Source organism: Gluconacetobacter entanii, from assembly GCF_013155425.1.
GTDB classification, from domain to species: domain Bacteria; phylum Pseudomonadota; class Alphaproteobacteria; order Acetobacterales; family Acetobacteraceae; genus Novacetimonas; species Novacetimonas entanii.
In genome coordinates, this window is the sequence record NZ_JABJWD010000149.1 from 1 (window position 1) to 553 (window position 553).

The following is a 553-nucleotide window of genomic DNA, read 5'->3' on the forward strand; positions in this document are numbered from 1 at the left end:
TCAGGTCCAACACAGCGCCATCATGGCTTCGGATCAGGGCCGCAAGACGGAACGTGTTTCCCTGCTTGATGACGAAACCGCTCATGATGGCGCTGCAGGCAGCGTCGTGCTGGTGGTATCGGTGCCGTTGACGATCGCCCGCAGGGCGGTCTGATACGTGACCCACGCGGCCGGGACAGCCTGCCCGAGCGAACCGTACTCCGCCCAGACGGTCTGCTGCGCCTGCGCCAGCGCACTGGCGGCCTGCGTCGTCAGGGGGATCACGCGCGGCGTTTCCGTTACCCACGTGGGGGTTCCATCAGACGCCGCGCCACGCACCTGCCCGGCGGGCGGCGTACTGCAACCATAAGTCTCGAACACGGCGTCGGCCACCGCGACCGCATCAGTCGGCCAGGTTCCTGCCGCCTCGTACTGCGCCTGGAGCACCACGGGATAAAACGCGTTGTTCGACGCGGAAAAGTAATAATTCGTTGACATTTATCAGTTTCCCCATGCCCACCAGAAATATCCGAGGCCGTTCATTCCGCCCCATCCACCGCCCGCACCCGAAAAA

1 protein-coding gene is annotated in these 553 nt (G+C 63.8%); it reads right to left on the reverse strand.

All coding sequences use genetic code 11. The features are described from left to right. Positions 1 to 81: 81 nt before the first annotated feature. Positions 82 to 477 (reverse strand): tail fiber assembly protein, encoded by a 396-nt coding sequence (locus HNH97_RS17800; protein WP_216657704.1) that lies wholly within the window; start codon positions 475 to 477, stop codon positions 82 to 84. Between the last annotated feature and the right edge of the window lie 76 nt (positions 478 to 553).

Bases quoted from the DNA above. Each gene is read 5' to 3' on its own strand.
- HNH97_RS17800 (WP_216657704.1), bottom strand. From the start codon at position 477: ATGTCAACGAATTATTACTTTTCCGCGTCGAACAACGCGTTTTATCCC.